An 18,209-nucleotide genomic window follows, 5' to 3' on the forward strand; every position below is an offset into this window, starting at 1 on the left:
GCTCACTGCTGTTCATCCACTGTCACAAGGAAACGACCATGAAACTCCAGGACAAAATCGCCCTCGTCACCGGCTCGGCCAGCGGCATCGGCAAGGAAATCGCCCACACCTATGCGCGCGAGGGCGCCAAGGTGGTGATCGCCGACCTGAACAAGGACGCGGCCGAAGCGGCCGCCGCGGAACTGCGCGCCAGCGGCGCCCAGGCCATGAGCGTGGCCATGGACGTGACCAACGAAGAACAGGTCAACGCCGGCGTGGCCGAGGTCGTCAAGGCCTGGGGCGGCGTGGACGTGCTGGTGAGCAACGCCGGCATCCAGATCGTGCACCCGGTGGAGGAGTTCTCGCTGGCCGACTGGAAGAAGATGCTGGCCATCCACCTGGACGGCGCCTTCCTCACCACCAAGGCCGTGCTGCCGCACATGTACGCCAGCGGGCGCGGCGGCAGCGTGATCTTCATGGGCTCGGTGCACTCCAAGGAAGCCTCGCTGCTCAAGGCACCCTACGTCACCGCCAAGCACGGCCTGATCGGCCTGGCCAAGGTCATCGCCAAGGAAGGCGGCAAGCATGGCGTGCGCGCCAACGTGATCTGCCCGGGCTTCGTGCGCACCCCGCTGGTGGAAAAGCAGATTCCCGAGCAGGCCAGGACCCTGGGCATCAGCGAGCAGGACGTCATCAAGAACGTGATGCTCAAGGACACCGTGGACGGCGAATTCACCACCGTGCAGGATGTGGCCGAGGTGGCGCTGCTGTTCGCCTCGTTCCCGAGCAATGCGCTCACTGGCCAGTCGCTGGTGGTGAGCCACGGCTGGTTCATGCAGTAGGCCCCGGCGTGCCGCACGGCGCCGTGCGGCACGCCGGCCGGGTGCTCAGGGCGCGCCGGCCTTGCCGCTGGAGATGTCCATGATGAGCCGCGTGATCAGGTACAGCCGCGGCTCGATCGAATCGAGCATCACGTACTCGGCATCGGCCGAGTGCGCGCCATAGCCCTGCAGGCCGAAGCGCTCGATCACCGCCGCCTTGTTCTGCAGCGCGGCAAAGGCCGCATCGGTGCCGCCGCCGGCCGCCGAGGCATCGGCGCCCAGCTCCTTGCCGAGTTCGCGGTAGATGCCCTGGGCGTGCTTGGCCACGGCGCGCGCGGCGTCGTTGGCTTCCAGCGGCGGGCGGCGGCGCTCGAAGCGCGCCTCCACCTTGGCCTCGGGCAGCAGCTGCTTCTTCACGCGCTCCTGGATCTGCTGCTCCAGGCGGTCGTAGTCGGCCACGCGCAGCACGCGCACGTCGGCCGCGGCCGTGGCACTGGCCGGGATCACGTTGCGGTTGCTGCCCGCGCTGGCGATGGTCCAGTTCATCTTGAGGCCGGTCGCCGGGTCGGACAGGTCGCGCATCTGCATCACCTGGTGCGACAGCTCGTACAGTGCGTTGACGCCCTTCTCGGGTGCCGAGCCCGCGTGCGAGGCACGGCCCTGCACCTTGAGCGACACGGCGCCGATGCCGGCCGTGGCCAGCGAGAGCTTGTCGTCGTTAACGTAGCTGCCCTCGTGCGACAGCACCACGTCGTGCTCGCCGCCGAGCTTGGCGATGAGGTTGCGCGAGCCGGGCGAGCTGATTTCCTCGTCGGCGTTGATCAGCACGGTCAGCGTGCCATAGTCCTTGTAGTTCAGCGCCTTGAGCATGTTGACCGTGCTCAGGATGACGGCGATGCCCTGCTTGTCGTCGGCGATGCCCAGGCCGTAGGCGCGGTTGCCTTCGATGCGGAACGGCTGCTTGGCCAGCATGCCGCGCTGGTAGACCGTGTCCATGTGCGCAATCAGCATGATCTTCTTGGTGCCCGCGCCCGCGAAGGTGGCGCGCACGATCTTGCCGATCTTCTCGGGCGTGTCCTCCATGCGGTAGGTGGTCTCGGCCGTGGGCTCGATCAGTTCGACCTGGCCGCCCTGCTCGCGCAGCTTGCCGGCGATCAGGGTGGCCAGCTTGTCCAGGCCTTCGAGGTCGCGGCTGCCCGATTCGATCGAGACAAACTGCTGCAGGTTGTCCAGCAGCACGGGTTTTTCCTTGGCGGCCAGCGCGAGGATGGGCTCGACCGGGGCAGCCTGCGCCGCCACCAGGGCGGCACCGGCCAGCAGCGCGGCGAGGGCATGTCGGGTGAAGTTGAAAGTCGTGTTCATGGGCAGGATTCTCACTGATCAGCGGTCCTGGCGGGCAGCGCCGTAAAACTGCAGGAACATCTCGATCGCATCCGACATGGCGGCATCGGTCTGCTTGTGGCTGGGCGTGCCGCGCCCCAGCACCGTGGGCCAGAAGATGATGGACTTCATCATCGAGCTCATCACCTGCCCCAGGCGCACCGGGTCGCCGGCCAGCCGGCCGTCGCGGCGCGCGGCTTCGACCCAGTCGGTGAAGCCGTACTCGGTGCGCCAGTATTTCTCCAGTACCGGCTCCACCCGCTGCGGGTGGCGGATGTGCTCGGCCAGCACGGCGCGCAGCAGCCGCAGGTTGGCGGGGCGGCTCATCAGGCGGCGCGACTCGTTGGCATAGCGCAGCAGCTGTGCGCGCAGCGGCTCGGCGGCTTCGTATTCGATGCTGGCCGACATGCTGATGCGCTGCGCCACCTCGTCCACCAGCGCGGCGAACAGCCCTTCCTTGCTCCCGAAATGGTTGTACAGCGTGCGCTTGGACACCTCGGCCCGCGCCGCGATGGCGTCCACGCTGGCATGGTCGTAGCCGTGCTCGGTGAACTCGTCGATGGCGGCCTCGAGGATGGCCTGGCGCTTTTCCAGCGACACCGGCCGCCCCGGACGGCTGGCGGCAACGGCCGGGGAGCGGGCGGACACAGGCGGCAATGCAGATGCGGACATGCCGCCATCTTAAGTTCATGCTGCAATCGCTTGAATTACTACACCAATCAGTGTAATAATTAAAACGCGACGATCGACAAGGAGACAAACGATGCAAGTTGCCAACCCCGCCGACAGCGAAGTCCGCACCGACGACCACCCTACCGGTGTGCTGGGCTTTCGCTACCTGCTGCGCGGCGCCGAGAACACGCCTGAGAACTTCGTGATGCTGATTGCCGAGAATCTGGGCCACTTCCAGATGGTGCGGCACCGCCACAACTTCGACCAGTTCCGCTACGTGATCTCGGGCCAGATGAACCTGGGCGACGGCGACGTGCTGCGCGCGGGCGAGCTGTGCTATTTCCCCGAAGGCACGCCCTACGGCCCGCAGGACGACGGCGCCGGCCCGGTGGTGCTGACCATGCAGTTCGGCGGCAGCAATGGCTACGGCTACATGAGCCCAGACCAGTACCTGGCCGGCCGCGAAGCACTGGGCCGCGCCGGCCGCTTCGAGGGGCCGGTCTACCTGCGCGAAGGCGCGGACGGCCGCACCACAAAGAAGTTCAGCATCAACGCCATCTGGGAGCAGGCCATGGGCGCGCGCATGCTGATTCCGGCGCCGCGCTACAGCCGCCCGATCCTGATGAACCCGCGCGCCTACCGCTGGACGCCGGTGCCGCAGCAGCGCGGCGTGCAGCGCAAGCTGCTGGGTGCGTTCAGCGAGCGCGGGGTGGTGGCGGACATCCACCGCATCCCCGCGGGCGCCACGCTGCGGCTGCTGCCTGAGCAAGCGATCCGGCTGTTCTTCGTGCTCGAAGGCGAAGGCCGCTTCGGCGCCGAAGCGCTGGGGCAGCACTTCGGTGCGCAGCTCGATGCCGGCGAAGCGTGCGAGGTGACCGCCGCGCAGGAGCTGCTCCTGCTGGGCTTCGCCCTGCCCCTGCTCGACGCGGACTGGGACCACTCGGACCTCGAGGCGGTGGAGCCCACACCCGACGAATCCGTGACCGCCGACACCCACTGACACCCCCCACCAGGAGCGAGACCCATGATGACCAAAAGAACGATGGTCCGGCTGGCCCTGGCCGGCCTGCTGGCCGCAACCGGCTGCGCTGCCACGATGCCCGCCGGGGCCCAGGCCTTCCCCTCCCGGCCCGTGCGGCTGGTGGTGACCTTCCCGGCCGGCTCGGGGCCGGACACGATCGCCCGCAGCATCGCCCCGAAGATGAGCGAGGCCCTGGGCCAGCAGGTGGTGGTGGACAACCGGCCGGGCGCCGGCGGCAACGTGGCGGCCCTGGCCGTGCTGAACGAGCGGCGCGACGGCCACACCCTGCTGATGGGCACCGATTCGCTGTACTCGCTTAACCCCTTCCTGTTCCCCAAGGCCGGCTACGACGCCAGCACCGACTTCGTGCTGGTCACGCCGCTGGCCGAAGCCGCGCTGTTCCTCGTGAGCAACGCCAGCCTCAAGCTCGGCAGCGCCAAGGACCTGGTAGCGCTCGTCAAGTCCGAGCCCGGCAAGCTCAACTACTCGGCGCCCACGGGCACGCCGCACCATCTCGCGGGCGAACGCTTCACCGCACTCAACGGCCTGGACTGGACGCGCGTGTCGTACCGCGACGCACAGCAGGCCATCACCGAAGTCGCTGCGGGCCTGGTGCCTGCGGCCTTCAGCACCTGGCCGTCGATTGCGCCCTACGTGAGTTCGGGCCGGCTCAGCCTGCTGGGCATCACGACGCCGACGCGCTTCGACACTCTGCCCAACGTGCCGGCCCTGGCCGAAACCTGGCCGGGCTTCGAGGAGACGGGCTGGTTCGCGATCCTCGCGCCCAAGGGCACGCCCCAGGCCGCCATCGACCTGCTCAACGCGGCCGCGCTGAAAGCACGCGAGGCGTCGGAGCTGCGCCCGCGCCTCGAAGCCCAGGGCATGCGCCTGATCAACGCCGATGCCAAGGCTTTCGAGGCGCGCATCCGGCGCGAAACCCAGGCCCGCTCGGAACTCATCCGCACACGCGGCATCAAGGTGGACTGACATGGGCCGGCTTAGCGACAAGGTCTGCGTCATCACCGGCGGCGCCGGCAGCATCGGGCTGGCCGCGGCGCGGCTGTTTCTCGACGAGGGCGCCAGGCTGATGCTGGTGGACCGGGACGAAGCCGCCCTGCGCCACGCTGCCGGCGCCCTGGCCAGCGACCGCGTGGCGGTGTCCACTGCCGACGTCAGCCAGAGCGCCGACGTCCAGCGCTACGTGCTCGACACCGTGCGGCACTGGGGCGCGATCGACGTGCTGTTCAGCAACGCGGGCAACACCGGCGTGATCGCGCCGCTGGCCGACTATCCCGAGGACGTGTTCGACCAGGTGCTGGCCGTGCACGTACGCGGCGCCTTTCTTGCCTGCAAGCACGGCATCGCGGCCATGAACGACGGCGGCAGCGTCATCATCACCTCCAGCGTGGCCGGCGTGCGCGGCGACGCGGGGGTGTATGGCTACATCACGGCCAAGCACGCGCAGGTGGGCCTGATGCGCGCCGTGGCCAAGGAGGCGGCAGCGCGGCGCATCCGCGTCAACACGCTGCACCCGGGGCCGGTGGACAACGGCTTTCAGGAACGCATCGAGGCCGAACTCTCGCAGGTGCTGCAGCGCGATGCCACGGCCTTCTTCGACGGCCTGATCCCGCTCGGGCGCCATGCCCGGCCCGCCGAGATCGCCAACGCGGCGCTGTACCTGGCTTCGGACCAGAGCAGCTTCACCACAGGCAGCCTGCTGATGGTGGACGGCGGCATGAGCGCCTGAGAAAGCGCCCATGATCGGCAGACCCAGGCGAAAGTCTGCAGGTTCGCCCGCCGGATTCAGCGCGCCGGCGCCACCGTGGCCCCTTGGATACCGTGGCGCGCCAGCGCCTCGGCCACGAAGCCGCTCGCCTTCATGTCCTCAACGAAAGCCGCCAGCGCGGTTTGCGCCGCCTGGCCGCGGCCCGCAGGCGTGCCCATGGCCTGCTGGATCACCATGAAGCGGCCCGGCAGCAGGCGCAGGCCGGGCAAGCGTGCCGCATCGGCTTCGAGCTGCTGCCTGACGCCCGCGGCGACATCGGCACCTTCAGCCAGGAAGGTATCCACCACGGCTGGCGAAGAAGGCGCGCGCAGGATGGTCGCGGCCCTCAGCTCACGCGTCAGGTACAGGTCGTAGGCGCTGCCCTTGCCGACCATGACCCGCCGGCCGGCGGCATCGACCTCGCGGTTGTCCTGGAGCGGCGAATCCATGCGCACCAGGCAGGCCCCTTCGATCAACACATAAGGGGCGGTGAAGCTGATGCCGTCGCCGCGCAGCGGATCGATTGCGAAGAAGCCGATGTCGGCCTGCTCGGCCTTCACGGCATCGACCGATTTGCCCGCGGTGTCGAACACCACCAACTCACAGTCAACACCGAGCCGGGCGGCGAAGGCGCGTGCCAGGTCGACCGACACGCCAATCGGCTGCCCCGCCGCGTTCTTGCCGGCGAGGATCGGGTTGCCCAGGTTGATGGAGGCGCGCAGGCGCCCGGCGGGCGCGAACAGACGGCGGATGGAATCAGGCATGCTTGTTCAACCTGGGTTGTTTTTTTGTCATTCGACCTTGAAATTGCCTGCGGCGGCCAGCTTTTTCCAGCGCCCGATCTCCCGGACGATCCGGTCATTGAGCTGGGCCGGCGTGCCTCCCACCGCGGACACGCCATCGCGCTGCAGGTGCTCATCGGCATCCGGCTGCTTCAGAAAGGCATTCACCGTCTGGTTGAGTTTCGCCACCACGGCCGGCGGCATCCCCTTGGGCCCGATCAGCGCATGCCAGTGCGGCACATCGTAGCCAGGCAGGCCGGACTCGGCAACCGTCGGCACCTCCGGCAGCACCTTGAGGCGCGTCGAGGCCGTCACGGCAATGGCCCTGAGTTTCCCGGCCTTGATCTGGGGCAGGGCACTGGTGACGCTGCTGAAGTAGATGTCGGTGGTGCCCGCGATCGTGTCGTTCAGCGCAGGCGCCGTTCCCTTGTAGGGGATGTGCGTCATCTTGATGTCGGCTTGGTCCAGCAGCAGCTCGGTGGCAGCGTGCGCGATGCCCCCGGCGCCGGACGTTGCATAGTTCAGCTGTCCTGGCCGCTTCCTGGCTTCCTGGACCAGATCCCGCACCGTCTTGATCGGCGTCTGGGGGTTGGCGACGATGATCAGCGGGCCGCCCGAAATCTGCACGATGGGTGTGATGTCCTGGATCGGATCGAAACCGAGTTTGTAGACCGAGGGGTTGACGCTGTAGCTGGAAGCGATCAGCGTGAGCGTGTAGCCGTCAGGCGCCGCCTTGGCGCCCTGTTCGGTGCCCAGGTTGCCGCCCGCGCCGGGCCTGTTGTCGATCACGAAGGGCTGGCCCAGTGCCGCGCCCAGCTTGGTCGCGACGAACCGGGCGATGATGTCGGAGCCGCCGCCGGCGGCGAAGGGAACGACGACCTTGACGGGTTTGCTCGGCCAGGCCTCCTGGGCCCAGGCGGGCGCTGCGGCGGCATGGCTCAGGGCCAGCATCGACAGGACGAAAGTTCGGCGAAAAAAGGGGGCTTGCGCCCCGCTTGTCATGGTGTTCATGTTGTCTCTCTCAGGGTTGGGGCATGTGATTCAGCACATCGTCTCGGGCACCGGCGATGTGGCGGCGCATCATCATTTCGGCAAGCTCCGGATCGCGGTCTGCCAGGGCATCGACGATCCTGGCGTGCTCTTGCAGGGATCTCTGAACGCGCTCGGGACGCCTGCGCTGGCGGCTGCGGCACAGCTCGATCAGCGCGTGGTAATCCTCGCTCAGGAATCTGATCAGAAACTCATTGCCGCTCGCCCGGACGATGGCCGCGTGGTAATCGATGTCGAAGCTCACATGGGGCAAGCCCACCGGCTCAGGCCCATTCAACTGCTCGCTCTGGCGCTTCAGGCTGTCGCGCAAATGCTGGATGTCCTGTTCGCTGATGCGCAAGGCTGCCTCGCGTGCCGCCATGCCTTCGATGGCTTCCCGTATCACGAAGATCTGCCGCACCCGTTCGGGCGGCAGGACGATGACCCTGGCCCCCTGCCTCGGCACATGGGTGACCAGCTTGCGCTCTTCAAGGCGGCGGATCGCTTCACGCAGCGGCGCACGGCTGATGCCGAAGCGCTTGGCCATTTCCGGCTCGCTGATCTTGGCACCCGGCTTGAGCTCGCCGCAGAGGATGGCCTCTTCCAGGTGCCCGAGCACGCTGTCGGCCACGGAGGCCCAGGCGCCCGGCTCGCCGGCCGCGGCCGGTTCGGCGGCTTCGGGGTATTCGGCTGTTTCGCGCGGCGTTCTAGCCATGGTCTTCTCCAACGGTTGCGGGAACGAGGACGCTGCCTTCCATCAGGCGCCTTGCCGTGCGATAGACCACCGTCTCCTCGACGACGACCTGCCCGTCTTGCGCTAGCCGTACGGTCGCCGCCACCGGCAGCGTGCCGGTCGGGTGGGCAATCATCAGGTCAGCGGCCGGATCTCCCGGCAACACCGCCAGCCGGGCGGCGACGGTGCCCGGAATGCGGATGGCGGCCGCGAGGCACATGGCCCCCGTCAGTGGCGTTGCGCGGTGAGGCTGGCCCGTGGAAATCATCCGGGCCACGATGTTCGCCCCGGCGCCTGCGGTGGGCGCTGACAGCAAGCCGACCTGCGGGAGATTGAGCAGCTCGGTACGGGCCTGTGCCTCGGTCTGCACCAGCCCCATGCGCACGGCGGCCTGGATGCGCAGTTCCTCGCAATCCCTCAGGGCGGTCGGATGCGCCTCCAGCTCTGCGGGCGACTCGATGCCAGTCAGCCCGAGCGAGGCAGCCGCCGCGAAGACGACCGGGTTGGCCGCGTCAATCAGCGAGCAGTCGATCTGCTGCCCCGAAGCAAGCGCCAGCCGGTCTTGCCGCTGGCCGGTGGGCAGCAGTTGGCCGGTGGCCGCGCCGCCCGGCGTGAGGAATGACAGGCGGATCGGCGAACCCGTGCCGGCGACGCCCTGGAGCTTGAAGCCGCCTTCGACGGCGGCCTTGCCGCCCTGCGTGCGGAACCGGGAGACAATGATCTTGCCGGTGTTCGTGTTGTGGATCCGGACCACGGCCTCGGAGCCGGCCGCGGCGACCAGCCTCTCGTCCAGCGCGAACGGACCGATGGCCGACGAGATGTTTCCGCAATTGCCGCGGTATTGAACCGGGCCTCCGTCTATCGGCACCTGGGCGAACGTGTAGTCCACATCGGCATCCGGCCGCGACGGAGCGCCCACGATGGCCACTTTCGACAACGAGGATATCCCTCCGCCCAGGCCATCGAGCTGGCGCCGACCCGGGTCCGGGCTGCCCAGCGCGGCCAGGAAAATCGCATCCCAATGGGAGCGATCCGCCGGCAGGTCTGCACGGTGGAACACCAGTGCCCGGCTCGTGCCGCCACGGACATAGACCGCGCGCACGGCCCTCTGCGGCAAGGCGTTCATTGCACAGCCTCCACGGCGGCAGCGCTGACCATGCGCCGCATGACGAAGGGCATCATGCCGCCATGGCGCCAGACGCTGCGCTCATTGGCCGTATCCAGCCTCGGATGCAACGGTACGGCCTCAACCCCGCCGCCCTGGCGGTGGATGCGCAGGGTCACGATGGGAGCGCCGATGTCCACCAGATCCAGGGTCTCCGAGCCGTCCAGGCCCAGGGATTCCCGCGAAACACCCTCCGGGAACTGCAGCGGCAGCACGCCCATGTTGACCAGGTTCGAGCGGTGGATGCGCTCGAAGCTCTGTGCGATCACCGCGCACGCCCCCAGCAGCCGCGTGCCCTTGGCGGCCCAGTCGCGCGATGACCCGGCTCCGTAGTCCTTGCCCGCGATGATGACCAGGGGCGTGCCGGTGGCCGCATAGCGCTGCGCAGCGTCGAAGATCGGCATGATGTCGCCACTGTCGAAATGCCGGGTCACGCCGCCTTCGCTGCCGGGCAGCAGCTCGTTGCGCAGGCGGATGTTGGCAAATGTGCCGCGCACCATCACCTCGTGGTTGGACCTGCGCGAACCATAGGCGTTGAAATCGATGCGGCGCACGCCCCGCTCTTCAAGGTAGCGCGCGGCTGGCGAAGCAGCGGCGATCGCCCCGACGGGTGAGATATGGTCGGTCGTGACGGCGTCCCCCAGCATGACCAGCACCCGTGCCTGCTGCACATCCGGCGTTGCCAATGCCGCGCCGGGATCGAACGCGTCGAGGTAGGGCGGCCGGCGGATGTAGGTGCTCTCGGGCTGCCATGGAAACTGCACGCCTTGCGGCACGTCCAGCGCGGACCACTGGCCGTCGCCCTTGAAGAGATCCGCATACCCGCTGACGAACAGCGGCGCGGACAGCACCTTCTCGGCCACCGATGCGATGTCCTGCGAGGAAGGCCAGATGTCGCGCAGGAAGACCGGCGCGCCCTGATTGTCATGCCCTAGCGGCTCCGCGCTGAAGTCGAGATCGATGCGACCCGCCAGCGCAAACGCCACCACCAGCGGCGGCGACATCAAATAGTTGGCCTTGGCAAGCGGGTGGATGCGCGCCTCGAAATTCCGGTTGCCCGAGAGCACCGCACAGACCGTGAGGTCCTGCTCCTGGATGGCCCGCTCCACGTCGGGACTCAGGTTGCCCGAGTTGCCCCCGCAGGTCGCGCAGCCATACCCCGCGACATGAAAGCCGAGCCCATCCAGCGAGCGCTGCAGCCCGGCCTGTTTCAGGTAATCGGCCACCACGCGCGATCCGGGTGTCAGCGAGGTCTTGACCCATGGCGGTACGCGCAGCCCACGGGCCATGGCCTTCTCGGCAACGAGGCCAGCCGCCAGCATGACCGAGGGGTTCGACGTGTTGGTGCAGCTGGTGATGGCCGCGAGCACGACGCTGCCATGCGACAAGGCCGCGCGCGTGGCGGCGCTCGCGCGCGGAACAGCCGCCTCGAAGGTGCTGAAAAGCTGCGCCAAGGCCACCCGGTCATGCGGGCGCCGCGGCCCGGCCACGCAGGGCTCGACCTCGGCGAGGTCGAGCGCCAGCTCGGCGCTGTACGAAGGCGTCACGGCGTCATCGCGCCACAGGCCTTGCGCCTTGGCGTATTCCTCCACCAGCGCCACCTGGCCGGGATCGCGCCCCGTCATGGACAGGTAGCGCAATGTTTGCGAGTCGATCGGAAAGAACGCACAGGTGGAGCCGAACTCCGGCGCCATGTTGGCCACGGTGGCCCGGTCGGACACCGACAAGTCATCCAGGGCGGGGCCGCAAAACTCCACGAAAGCGTCCACGACGCCGAACTGGCGCAGCTTCTGCGTCAGCGTCAGCACCAGATCGGTGGTGGTGACGCCCTCGCGCAGCTTGCCGCTCAGGCGCACGCCGATGACCCTGCGCACCGGCACGAGCAAGGGAAGCCCCAGCAGCGCCGCTTCGGCTTCGATGCCGCCGACGCCCCAGCCCAGCACCCCCAGCCCGTTCACCATGGTGCTGTGGCTGTCGGTGCCGACCATGGTGTCGGGGTAAGCAATAGTCACGCCGCTGTCCAACTTCTTCGTGCGGACCACCGAGGCGATATGTTCGATGTTGACCTGGTGCAGGATGCCGCTGCCGGGAGGAACAACGCGCATGTCTTGAAAATTGCTTTGCGCCCACTTGGCCAGGCTGAAGCGCTCGGCATTGCGCTCGTACTCGCGCCCCAGGTTCAGGGCGACGGCGTCGGGCCGTCCCGCGTAGTCGACGATCAGCGAATGGTCAATGACCAGGTCGAGAGGAATCTGCGGATTCACGGCGAGAGGATCGACGCCCAGTTGGCTCGATGCGTCGCGCAGTGCCGCCAGGTCAACCAGCGCCGGAATGCCCGTGTAGTCCTGCATCAGGACGCGCGCCGGATGAAACGGCACCTCGATCAAGGCCCCGTCCGGCTGCCACGCAGCCAGCCGCTCCAGATCCGCATCGCTCACATCGTTGTGCCCGATGTGGCGCAGGACGTTCTCCGCGAGGATCCGCAGGCAGAAGGGCAATCTGGACAGCCTCAGGCTGTCGACAGACGATTTCAAATCATGAAAAACTAAGTCTTGTTTTCCAAGACTCCTTGGGGTATTTCGGCAATCGGGGCTCATTATGTCGACAGTTTAGGTCAAAATCTTGCTCCCCAGCAAGTCTTTACCCAAGTTCTGTCGACAGATTTACAAACCCTCGGCCCCCGGAACGGGCGCGGCACAGATCACGGCACAATGCCCGGAACCATCCACCTCCACAGGAAAAAACCCATGCCCACCATCCATGTCGAAATGTTCGAAGGCCGCACGCACGAGCAGAAGAAAAACCTCGTCAAGGCCCTGACCCAGGCCGTGGTCGACACCCTGGGCTCCAAGCCCGAAGGGGTGGACGTGATCCTGCAGGAGGTCAAGCGCAGCGACTGGGCGACCGGTGGGGAGCTGTGGTCGGAGAAACAGTAGCACCAGCGCCCGGCGAACGAGGGTGCCTCGGCGCGCTCAGTGCGCCTTGTCCCAGTTCTCCCCCACCCCCACCTCGGCCAGCAGCGGCACCTTGAGGTCAGCCACGCCGGCCATCAGGCGCGGGATTTCGAGCTTGAGCCACTCCACCTCGGCCTGCGGCACCTCGAACACCAGTTCGTCGTGCACCTGCATGATCATTTTGGTGCCGCGCCGCTCGGCGTCCAGCACCTGCTGCACCTTGACCATGCTCTTCTTGATCAGGTCGGCGGCCGTGCCCTGCATTGGCGCGTTGATGGCGGCGCGCTCGGCGCCCGAGCGGCGCGGGCCGTTGGGCGAGTTGATCTCGGGCAGGTACAGGCGGCGGCCGAACACGGTTTCCACGTAGCCCCGGCTCTTGGCCGACACCTTGGTCTCGTCCATGTAGCGCTTGACGCCGGCAAAGCGCTGGAAGTAGCGGTCGATGTAGGCCGCCGCGGCCTTGGTCTCGATGCCCAGGTTCTTCGCCAGGCCGAAGCTGCTCATGCCGTAAATCAGCCCGAAGTTGATGACCTTGGCGTAGCGGCGCTGCTCGCTGCTGACCTGGTCGGGCGCCACGCCGAACACCTCGGCCGCGGTGGCGCGGTGCACGTCCATGCCGTCATGGAAGGCCTTGAGCAACGCCTCGTCGCTGCTGATGTGGGCCATGATGCGCAGCTCGATCTGGCTGTAGTCGGCGCTGGCGATCAGGCTGCCGGCCGGCGCGACGAAGGCCTCGCGCACGCGCCGGCCTTCGGGCGTACGGATCGGGATGTTCTGCAGGTTGGGGTCGTTGCTGGCCAGCCGGCCGGTGACCGCCACCGCCTGCGCGTAGTGGGTGTGCACGCGGCCCGTGGCCGGGTTGGCCAGTTGGGCCAGCTTGTCGGTGTAGGTGCCCTTGAGCTTGCTCAAACTGCGGTGCTCCAGCAGTTTGGCCGGCAGCGGGTAGTCCTCGGCCAGCTTCTCCAGTACCTCTTCGTCGGTGCTGCGCGCGCCCGTGGCAGTCTTCTTGACCACCGGCATACCGAGCTTGTCGAAGAAGATTTCGCCCAGTTGCTTGGGGCTGCTCAGGTTGAAGGGCTGGCCGGCAATCTCGTAGGCCTCGGTTTCGAGCTGCACGATGCGCTGGCCCAGCTCATGGCTTTGCGCGGCCAGCGTGGGCGCGTCGATGAGCACACCGTTGCGCTCGATGCGGTACAGCGCCTCGCTGCTGGCGATCTCCAACTCGTAAATGCCGCGCAGCTTTTCGTCGGCCTCCAGCCGCTGCCACAGCACGCGGTGCACGTCCAGCGTCTGGTCGGAGTCTTCGCACGAATACTCGGCGGCCTTGGCGATATCGACCTGGCTGAAGGAAATCTGGTGCACGCCCTTGCCGCACAGGTCCTCATACTGGATGCCGCTGCGGCCCAGGTGGCGCTCGGCCAGGCTAGCCAGGCCGTGTGGCTTGTGCACCTCGAGCACGTAGCTTTGCAGCATGGTGTCGTGGGCATAGCCTTGCACCTCGATGCCATGGTTGGCAAACACGTGGCGGTCGTATTTGATGTGCTGGCCGAGCTTGTGTTTGGCCGGGTTCTCCAGCCAGGGTTTCAGCCGCGCCAGCACCTCGTCGCGCGGCAGCTGCGCGGGCACGTCGGGGTAGTTGTGGGCCAGCGGAATGTAGGCCGCTTCGCCAGGCACCACGCTGAAGCTGATGCCCACGATCTCGGCGCGCATCTCGTCGAGCGAAGTGGTTTCGGTGTCCAGCGCCACCAGCTCGGCGGCCTCCAGTTGGCGCAGCCAGCCCTCCAGGGCTTCCCAGGTGAACACGGTGTCGTATTTCAGGTGGCTGGCCACCGGGGCGGCAGCGGCCGGCTCGGGCTCGTCGAACAGGCCCGGTGCGCCGCTGTCGGCCTTCTTGCGGGCCGGCGGCGCCTCGGCCGGCGCCTGCGCGGCCAGTGTCTTGACCAGCCCCTTGAAGCCGTACTGCTCGCCAAAGGTCTTGAGCGCCTCGTTGTTCTGTTCAGCCAAGGTCAGCGCCTCGAACGACGGCAGGCCCGCCACATAGGCCGCCAGGTCGCAGTCGGTCTTGATGGTCAGCAACTCGCGGCCCTTGGGCAGCCAGTCCAGCGTCTGGCGCAGGTTCTCGCCGGCGGCGCCCTTCACCTCATTGGCGCGCGCCACCAGGGCGTCGAGCGAACCGTATTCCTGCAGCCACTTGGCGGCGGTCTTGGGGCCGACCTTGGGCACGCCGGGCACGTTGTCCACGGCGTCGCCGACCAGGGTCTGGTAGTCGATCATCAGCGCCGGCGGCACGCCGAACTCGGCGGTCACGCCAGCCACGTCGCGCTTCTTGCCGTTCATGGTGTCGATGATGGTGATGTGCTCGTTCACCAGTTGCGACAAGTCCTTGTCGCCGCTGGAGATGACCACCTCGACGCCCTGGCGCGCGGCCGTCACAGCCAGCGTGCCGATCACGTCGTCGGCCTCCACGCCGGGCACGGCCAGCACCTTCCAGCCCAGCAGGCCCACCACCTCGTGGATCGGCTCGATCTGGCCGCGCAAGTCGTCCGGCATGGGCGAGCGGTTGGCCTTGTACTCGGGGTACAGCGCGTCGCGGAAGGTCGGGCCCTTGGCGTCGAACACGCAGACGGCGTAGTCGGCCTGCACTTCCTTGCGCAGCGCCTGCATCATGTTGATCATGCCGCGGATGGCGCCGGTGGCCGGGCTGGCCGGGTCGCCCGGCACGGCGCGCAGGTCGGGCATGGCATGGAAGGCGCGGTACAGGTAGCTGGAACCGTCCACCAGGACCAGGGTTTTCGGGCTTGCAGTTGCTTTTTCGTCGCTCATGGGCAGATTGTGCACGGCCGCAGCCGCACGCCGCGCCCCGCCTCTACAATCGGGCCATGCGTGCCGTCCTCCTCTCCCTGCTGCTGGTGGCCGCCGGCTCTGCGGCCCTGGCCCAGAACCCGGCGCCCAACGCCCTGCCGGCCCCGCCCGGCGGGCAGGAGCCGCTGACCCGCTCGGGGCCGGCCGCGCTGCGCGGCGACCAGCGCATCGAGCGCATCCGGGTGGAAGACGGCGGCTCGCGCATCGACGAGGTCCGCTACGGCGGCGAGACGCAAAGCATCACCGTGCAGCCCAAGGCCAACGTGCCCGAGTACGAGGTACTGCCGCTGGACGGCGCACGCAGCCGGCCGAACGGCCTCGACACACCCGGGCCGACCGGCCAGCGGGTGTGGAACGTCATCAAGTTCTAGGGACCAGGGCCCGTTCACACGACTGTTGCCAGATGGCCGTATTCACCGAAGTCTCATTCGAGGAGGCGCAGGCTCTGCTGCGCCAGCTGAACCTGGGCGAGTTGCGCGAGCTGCGCGGCATCGAGGGCGGCATCGAGAACACCAACTACTTCGCCACCACCGACCAGGGCGAGCATGTGCTCACGCTGTTCGAGCGCCTGAGCGCCGAGCAGTTGCCGTTCTACCTGCACCTGATGAAGCACCTGGCGCAGCGCGGCATTCCCGTGCCCGACCCGGCGGCCGACCGCGACGGCGACATCCTGCACCGGCTCAAGGGCAAGCCCGCCGCCGTGGTGAACCGCTTGCGCGGCAGGAGCGTGCTGGCGCCCGGACCCGAGCATTGCGCCGCCGTGGGCACGACGCTGGCGCGCATGCACCTGGCCGCGCGCGACTTCAACCGCAGCCAGCCCAATCTGCGCGGCCTGGCCTGGTGGAACGAAACGGTGCCGGTGGTGCTGGTGCACCTGAGCGACAGCCAGCGCACGCTGATCCTGGCCGAGCTGGCGTTCCAGAACCACGTCGCGGCCTCCTCCGCCTACGCGGCGCTGCCGCGCGGGCCGGTGCATGCCGACCTGTTCCGCGACAACGTGATGTTCGACGACGGCCAGCTCAGCGGCTTCTTCGACTTCTATTTCGCCGGCGTCGACGCCTGGCTGTTCGACATCGCCGTGTGTCTGAACGACTGGTGCATCGAGCTGGAAACCGGCGCGCACGACGCCGTTCGCGCCCACAGCCTCCTTGCCGCCTACACCGCCGTGCGGCCGCTGGCCGCCGCCGAGCGCCAGCTGCTGCCCGCCCTGCTGCGCGCCGGCGCGCTGCGCTTCTGGATCTCGCGGCTGTGGGACTTCCACCTGCCGCGCGAAGCCGCCATGCTGCAGCCGCACGACCCCGGCCACTTCGAGCGCGTGCTGCGCCAGCGCATCCGCCAGCCGGTGACGGCCTGAGCCGCTTGCCTGCACTGGATTTGTCACGCAAACTGGGGCCCCCCGGTTGGCCAGAACCTTCGTGTCCCATTGCCCTCATTCATGCATCGCCAATGAAACTGAACATCGTTCCCGCGCGTACCGGTATCCAATGGGTCAAGCTCGGCATCCAAACCTTCTTCAAGCAGCCGCTCGCGCTGGCGGGCCTGTTCTTCATGTTCATGGCCGTGATGTCGCTGGCCACGCTGCTGCCCTTCATCGGCGGCGCGCTCGCGCTGGCGCTGCTGCCGGCCGCCTCGCTGGGGCTGATGGCGGCCACGCTGGAGGCCACCAAGGGCAAGTTCCCGATGCCGTCCATCCTGGTCAGCGCCTTCCGGGCCGGCCAGCAACGCGCACAGGCCATGATGGTGCTGGGCGCGCTCTACGCGGCGGGCTTCCTGCTGGTGATGGGCGTCTCGGCGCTGTTCGACGGCGGCCAGTTCGCGCGGCTTTATCTGGTGGGCGGCCAGCTCACGCGCGAACTGGTGATGGCGCCTGATTTCCAGCTCGCCATGTGGGTGGCGATGGGCCTGTACCTGCCGCTGTCGCTGCTGTTCTGGCATGCGCCGGCGCTGGTGCACTGGCACGGCGTGCCGCCGCTCAAGAGCCTGTTCTTCAGTTTCGTCGCATGCCTGCGCAACTTCCGCGCCTTCACCCTCTACGGCCTCACCTGGGCCGCAGTGTTCGTGCTGTCGCTGACGGTGATCACCAGCATGGCGGCCCTCAGCGGCAGCGCCGAGCTGGCCTCCCTGCTCATGATGCCGGTGGCGCTGGTGCTGGCGGCCATGTTCTTCACCTCGACCTATTTCACCTTCCGCGACAGCTTCGTTGCCGACGACCCCACCCCACCCGGAGAGAGCGCATGACCCAGCACATCCTGCAAGGCCGCACCGAGAACGAACTGCTCTGGTTCCGCCGACGCAGCTTCCTGCAGGCTGCGGCGGCCTGGACGGCCGTGGGCGGCTCGGCCGCCGCGCTGGCCCAGGCCCGCAGCAACATCGTGGAATTGCGGGGCGACGCGCTGCTCAACGGCAGCCGGCTGCTGCCGCAGCACACCATCATGACCGGCGACCAGGTGCAGACCGGGCCCGGCACGAACCTGGTCTTCGTGATCGGCAACACCTCGTTCCTGGTGCGGCAGAACTCGCGCCTGACGGTGGAGCGCGGCAGCACGCTGAGCGTGGTGAGCGTGCTGCGCCTGGTCACGGGAGCGGTGGCCAGCGTCTGGGGCAAGGGGTCGAGCCGCCAGATCGTCACGCCCACGCTGACCGCAGGCATCCGCGGCACGGGCGTCTACGCCGAGGTCTTTCCCGAGCAGGACAACCGCAGCTATTTCTGCAACTGCTATGGCACGGTGGAGATGGGCGCCGGCCCCGACCGGGCGCTGAGCCAGTCCGACTACCACCAGGCCTTCTGGGGCGAGGTCCGGCCCAAGGAAGGCCGCTTCCTCACGCCGGCCAAGGCCATCAACCACACCGACGAGGAACTCGAATACCTGGCCGGCCTGGTCGACCAGCGCACGGCCTGGCAGATCTCGGGCCACAAGGGCGTGAAGGACGGCAAGGGCTACATGGAAGACAAGCCCGGGCAGATGCACCCGGCGGACACCCAGCGCCAACGCTGACCGCAGGCCGCCCATGAAAAAGCCCGGCCGAGCCGGGCTTTTTCATGGGT

17 protein-coding genes are annotated in these 18,209 nt (G+C 67.9%); 9 read left to right on the forward strand and 8 right to left on the reverse strand.

Translation table 11 applies throughout. From position 1 onward, the window contains the following. Positions 1–38: 38 nt before the first annotated feature. A complete protein-coding gene (locus MMF98_RS12975; protein WP_243306689.1) occupies positions 39–821 on the forward strand; it encodes a 3-hydroxybutyrate dehydrogenase in 783 nt (260 codons plus the stop codon). Between the two features lie 45 nt (positions 822–866). Here the strand turns inward: MMF98_RS12975 and MMF98_RS12980 are convergent, their stop codons facing one another. Further along, positions 867–2,162, reverse strand: a complete 1,296-nt coding sequence (locus MMF98_RS12980) for a M20/M25/M40 family metallo-hydrolase (protein WP_243306690.1) — start codon at positions 2,160–2,162, stop codon at positions 867–869. Positions 2,163–2,180: 18 nt separating this feature from the next. After that, positions 2,181–2,852 (reverse strand): TetR/AcrR family transcriptional regulator, encoded by a 672-nt coding sequence (locus MMF98_RS12985; RefSeq protein ID WP_243306691.1) that lies wholly within the window; start codon positions 2,850–2,852, stop codon positions 2,181–2,183. A 91-nt stretch (positions 2,853–2,943) separates the two neighbouring features. Here MMF98_RS12985 and MMF98_RS12990 point away from each other — a divergent pair, with 91 nt between their 5' ends. The 3 genes from MMF98_RS12990 to MMF98_RS13000 are packed head-to-tail and all read left to right on the forward strand — an operon-like array spanning position 2,944 to position 5,620. Beyond that, a complete protein-coding gene (locus MMF98_RS12990) occupies positions 2,944–3,852 on the forward strand; it encodes a cupin domain-containing protein (RefSeq protein ID WP_243306692.1) in 909 nt (302 codons plus the stop codon). A gap of 24 nt (positions 3,853–3,876) precedes the next feature. Next, positions 3,877–4,860: a Bug family tripartite tricarboxylate transporter substrate binding protein gene (locus MMF98_RS12995; RefSeq protein WP_243306693.1), complete on the forward strand. Its 984-nt coding sequence runs from the start codon at positions 3,877–3,879 to the stop codon at positions 4,858–4,860. A gap of 1 nt (position 4,861) precedes the next feature. After that, positions 4,862–5,620 carry an SDR family NAD(P)-dependent oxidoreductase gene (locus MMF98_RS13000; protein ID WP_243306694.1) on the forward strand — a complete coding sequence of 253 codons (759 nt, stop codon included), beginning with the start codon at positions 4,862–4,864 and terminating at the stop codon, positions 5,618–5,620. 56 nt (positions 5,621–5,676) lie between these two features. On the opposite strand, the gene MMF98_RS13005 is transcribed toward MMF98_RS13000, so the two are convergent. Genes MMF98_RS13005 through acnA form a run of 5 tightly spaced genes read right to left on the reverse strand, consistent with a single transcriptional unit; the run spans position 5,677 to position 11,944 of the window. Continuing rightward, positions 5,677–6,402: an ABC transporter substrate-binding protein gene (locus tag MMF98_RS13005; RefSeq protein WP_243306695.1), complete on the reverse strand. Its 726-nt coding sequence runs from the start codon at positions 6,400–6,402 to the stop codon at positions 5,677–5,679. A gap of 27 nt (positions 6,403–6,429) precedes the next feature. Beyond that, positions 6,430–7,431: a tripartite tricarboxylate transporter substrate binding protein gene (locus tag MMF98_RS13010; RefSeq protein WP_243306696.1), complete on the reverse strand. Its 1,002-nt coding sequence runs from the start codon at positions 7,429–7,431 to the stop codon at positions 6,430–6,432. Between the two features lie 10 nt (positions 7,432–7,441). Beyond that, on the reverse strand, positions 7,442–8,164 hold the full coding sequence (locus tag MMF98_RS13015) for a GntR family transcriptional regulator (protein ID WP_243306697.1): 723 nt from the start codon (positions 8,162–8,164) through the stop codon (positions 7,442–7,444). Next, positions 8,157–9,308, reverse strand: a complete 1,152-nt coding sequence (locus tag MMF98_RS13020; RefSeq protein ID WP_243306698.1) for a 2-methylaconitate cis-trans isomerase PrpF family protein — start codon at positions 9,306–9,308, stop codon at positions 8,157–8,159. The genes MMF98_RS13015 and MMF98_RS13020 overlap by 8 nt, the downstream gene beginning before the upstream one ends. After that, entirely contained in the window at positions 9,305–11,944 is a 2,640-nt protein-coding gene (gene acnA, locus MMF98_RS13025; RefSeq protein WP_279343566.1) for an aconitate hydratase AcnA, read from the reverse strand. The genes MMF98_RS13020 and acnA overlap by 4 nt, the downstream gene beginning before the upstream one ends. A 114-nt stretch (positions 11,945–12,058) precedes the next feature. Between acnA and MMF98_RS13030 the strand changes: the two genes are divergently transcribed. Further along, on the forward strand, positions 12,059–12,283 hold the full coding sequence (locus MMF98_RS13030; RefSeq protein WP_279343567.1) for a 4-oxalocrotonate tautomerase: 225 nt from the start codon (positions 12,059–12,061) through the stop codon (positions 12,281–12,283). 36 nt (positions 12,284–12,319) lie between these two features. Here MMF98_RS13030 and polA read toward each other — a convergent pair whose 3' ends face one another. Beyond that, positions 12,320–15,124, reverse strand: coding sequence for a DNA polymerase I (gene polA, locus MMF98_RS13035; RefSeq protein ID WP_243306701.1), 2,805 nt, complete (start codon positions 15,122–15,124; stop codon positions 12,320–12,322). Between the two features lie 56 nt (positions 15,125–15,180). On the opposite strand from polA, the gene MMF98_RS13040 reads away from it, so the two are divergent. The 4 genes from MMF98_RS13040 (at position 15,181) to MMF98_RS13055 (ending at position 18,159) form a co-directional block, all read left to right on the forward strand. Next, positions 15,181–15,534 carry a hypothetical protein gene (locus tag MMF98_RS13040; protein ID WP_243306702.1) on the forward strand — a complete coding sequence of 118 codons (354 nt, stop codon included), beginning with the start codon at positions 15,181–15,183 and terminating at the stop codon, positions 15,532–15,534. A gap of 32 nt (positions 15,535–15,566) precedes the next feature. Further along, positions 15,567–16,517: a homoserine kinase gene (locus MMF98_RS13045; protein ID WP_243306703.1), complete on the forward strand. Its 951-nt coding sequence runs from the start codon at positions 15,567–15,569 to the stop codon at positions 16,515–16,517. Between the two features lie 92 nt (positions 16,518–16,609). After that, positions 16,610–17,401 carry a BPSS1780 family membrane protein gene (locus MMF98_RS13050; RefSeq protein ID WP_243306704.1) on the forward strand — a complete coding sequence of 264 codons (792 nt, stop codon included), beginning with the start codon at positions 16,610–16,612 and terminating at the stop codon, positions 17,399–17,401. Continuing rightward, positions 17,398–18,159, forward strand: coding sequence for a FecR family protein (locus MMF98_RS13055; RefSeq protein WP_243306705.1), 762 nt, complete (start codon positions 17,398–17,400; stop codon positions 18,157–18,159). The genes MMF98_RS13050 and MMF98_RS13055 overlap by 4 nt, the downstream gene beginning before the upstream one ends. Positions 18,160–18,209 lie beyond the last annotated feature (50 nt).

Source organism: Variovorax terrae (assembly GCF_022809125.1).
Lineage (GTDB): Bacteria > Pseudomonadota > Gammaproteobacteria > Burkholderiales > Burkholderiaceae_C > Variovorax_A > Variovorax_A terrae.